The 2,802-nt window shown below is 69.9% G+C and carries 4 protein-coding genes; all 4 read right to left on the bottom strand.

Annotated features, from left to right (window positions below; translation table 11 throughout):
* Positions 1–39: 39 nt before the first annotated feature.
* Positions 40–654 (bottom strand): signal peptidase II, encoded by a 615-nt coding sequence (locus PROKR_RS20320; RefSeq protein WP_036966466.1) that lies wholly within the window; start codon positions 652–654, stop codon positions 40–42.
* Between the two features lie 242 nt (positions 655–896).
* Positions 897–1,445 (bottom strand): hypothetical protein, encoded by a 549-nt coding sequence (locus PROKR_RS20315; protein ID WP_142033877.1) that lies wholly within the window; start codon positions 1,443–1,445, stop codon positions 897–899.
* Positions 1,446–1,711: 266 nt separating this feature from the next.
* Positions 1,712–2,179 carry a TraR/DksA family transcriptional regulator gene (locus PROKR_RS20310; RefSeq protein WP_036966460.1) on the bottom strand — a complete coding sequence of 156 codons (468 nt, stop codon included), beginning with the start codon at positions 2,177–2,179 and terminating at the stop codon, positions 1,712–1,714.
* A gap of 187 nt (positions 2,180–2,366) precedes the next feature.
* The coding region (locus tag PROKR_RS20305; RefSeq protein ID WP_051433186.1) for a cell division protein DivIVA at positions 2,367–2,802 on the bottom strand (436 nt) is incomplete at its 5' end.

Genomic DNA, 2,802 nt, shown 5'->3' with positions numbered 1-2,802 from the left:
CGGCGAGCCCGTCCGGGACGGGCAGCGTGCGCAGCGCCATCAGGCGGGGTCGCCCTGCTCGCCGTCCGCCTTCGCGACCGGCTCGTCGCTCTCGTCCCCGGTGTGCCGCTTGCCGTCCAGGCCGATGCCGCGCAGCGACAGCAGCGCGATCAGCACGGCCGCGGCGACGACGGCGATGTCGGCCACGTTGCCCACGAAGAAGCCGGCGTAGTCGATGAAGTCCACGACGTGGCCGCGGGCGAACCCTGGCTCACGCGCCAGCCGGTCGATGAGGTTACCGACGGCGCCGCCGAGCAGCAGGCCGAGCGCGACGGCCCAGCCGCGCGACCCGAGCCGGCCGATGGCGCGGACGATGAAGACCACGACCACCGTCACGACGATGGTCAGGATCCAGGTGTAGCCCGAGGCGATCGACAGCGCGGCGCCCGGGTTGTAGATGAGGCGCAGCCCCAGCAGGTCGCCGACGAGCGGGATGGGCTCGGCGTTCACGGTCAGCGCGGACTCGGCCCACCACTTCGTGAGCTGGTCGACAGCCAGGACGAGGGCCGCGAGCACGCCGGTCCAGACGACGAGCACGCGGCTGCCCGACGGCGCGGGCGTGGCGGGGCTCGTCTCGTCGCCGGCCACGGCGGAGGGTTCAGCGGGAGTAGACATCAGGCAAAGTCTCCCATGCCGCGGGCCCTCCCCGTCCCAGGCTCTGGCGGGCCGCCGGAAAACCCGCCCGCGCGAGGCACGACGCGCACCAATTACTGAGCCCACGAACAAGAGAGCGCGCATTCCGGGCCTGCGACACAAAAAGAGACGAGGCCCTTTCCCGGAGTTCCGGGAAAGGGCCTCGCCTGGTGCGACATCACCGCCGCGTCACCGCACGGCGAGAGTCAATCGACGTCAATGCGTCAGCAAGCGGCGTAGCCGGTCACGTTGCCGGTCTGGAACAGGTTCAGCGGGCCGTCCCAGTGCCACGGCGCGACGCACACGTTGTTCAGGACGTTGATGGAGTCCTCGCCACCGATGACGGCGTCGCCCTCACCGCAGGCCTGGTAGTCGGTCAGGTTGGCGGTGCTGCCCACGTTGCCCGGACCCTCCCAGTACCAGGGGGCGACGCACACGTTGTTCAGCGCGTTGAAGCTGCCGTCGCCACCGATCTCGACGACGTCACCAGCGGTCGCGACCTCCTCGGGAACCATCACGCCGTCGATCCCCTCGGGGAGCTCCGCGTTCTGGGTCGCACCGAGCACGTCGAGCGCACCGTCCGCACCGACGACGCCGACAGCGCCCTCGACGCCGCCGAGCACCGCGCTGGCCTCGGACGGGCTGACCACGAGCGCCTCAGGCGCGTCGCCGAAGGTCAGCGCGCTCGCGCCCGTCGCAGCGGCGACGACCAGCCCGGCCGACATGGCCACGGCAGCGCCCGCACGACACGTTGCACGGAATCCTCGGATCATTGTGTTTCCCCCTTGAATAGCGTCCGTCAAAAGAGCGATGAACCACACGCGTGTGATTCACCTGGACGAGCATCCGGGGAGAATTTCACCCTGTCAATCGGAACGTGACCCGCCGCACAGAGTGCCTGGAGACCTAAAAACGACATTCCAGGATCGAACTCCATACCAATGCATCAGGTATGCACGTAACTCAGACATCACAGCGTTGATATCCGGTGCGGAACCCGGAGCGCGATCCGGCGCGGCGCCCTCGCCGCGCCGACCGCTCAGGCGCCGCGGCGCTCCTCGCGCGCCTTGGCCTCGACGGACAGCGTGGCCCGCGGGAAGGCCTGGAGCCGGGCCTTGCCGATGGGCAGGTCCGTGAGCTCGCACGTGGCGTACGTGCCCTTGCGGATCCGGTCCAGCGCATGGTTCGTCTGGTCCAGGAGATCCCGCATGTTGTTCACGAGCGTCAGCTCCTGCTCGCGCTCCAGGGCGCTCGAGCCGTAGTCGGCCTGGTCGTCGCCGGCACCGTCGCCGGAGTTGCGCAGCAGGTCGGACAGCTCCCGGTCGGCGACGTGCAGCTCACGCTCCAGCCGCTCCTTGTCCTCGAGGAGCAGTGCCGCCAGTTCCTCGGCCTCGCGGACGGTCCAGGGCTCCTCGCCGTCACGGACGGGAAACTTCTTCACGTCACGTGTCAGGTTCGGGAACTCCTGCTTGATCGCCGCTCGCGTCGCAGTCGAGATCTTGGTCATGGGTTCCCCTTCGCGGTCGCCCCCGGTGGTCAAGTGCACGAAGCGTAAGCGCAAGCGGCCAGACGCACAACGGGGCGCGCCGGTGTGGCGCGCCCCCCATGATGCGGGTGTCTGACACGACACGCACGACGACCGGACGTGAGGTGGGGACGTCCGGTCGCCGTGCGTGTCAGGTGGTGCTCTGCTGTCAGATGCCCTGAGCCATCTCGGCCGGCCGGCCGGACTGCTGGTTGTTGCGCGGCGGCAGGGCCGAGCCACGTGCGTCCAGGTCGCCCAGCAGGTTCTGCAGGAAGCTCTTCAGCCGCGTGCGGTAGTCGCGCTCGAACAGGCGCAGCTCGTCGATCTTGCGCTCCAGCAGCGAACGCTCCTGCTCGAGCTGGGAGAGCGTGCGGTGCGACGTCTCCTCGGCGTCGCGCACGATGCGCGCACCCTCGGTCTTGGCCTCCGTGATGAGGCGGTCGCCCTCCTCCTGGCCGGAGCGCACGTAGTCGTCGTGCAGCTTCTGGGCCAGCTGGAGCATCCCGGTCGCCGACTCCGGCTCGGGGCCGTTGCCCTTGGGGCCGGCGGGGCCGGTCGGCATGACGGGGGCCGCGACCGGCGCGGCCTGCGCGCGGGCGGGTGCC

It is taken from the genome of Promicromonospora kroppenstedtii DSM 19349 (assembly GCF_000515355.1).
In the GTDB taxonomy this organism is placed as follows: domain Bacteria; phylum Actinomycetota; class Actinomycetes; order Actinomycetales; family Cellulomonadaceae; genus Promicromonospora; species Promicromonospora kroppenstedtii.
Note: the sequence above shows the minus strand (reverse complement) of the source record. Positions and strands in the feature narration are given on the sequence as shown.

What these genes read in the sequence shown, in the direction of transcription:
- PROKR_RS20310 (WP_036966460.1), bottom strand. Translation starts at nt 2,179, where the DNA reads ATGACCAAGATCTCGACTGCGACGCGAGCGGCGATCAAGCAGGAGTTC.
- PROKR_RS20320 (WP_036966466.1), bottom strand. Translation starts at nt 654, where the DNA reads ATGTCTACTCCCGCTGAACCCTCCGCCGTGGCCGGCGACGAGACGAGC.
- PROKR_RS20315 (WP_142033877.1), bottom strand. Translation starts at nt 1,445, where the DNA reads ATGATCCGAGGATTCCGTGCAACGTGTCGTGCGGGCGCTGCCGTGGCC.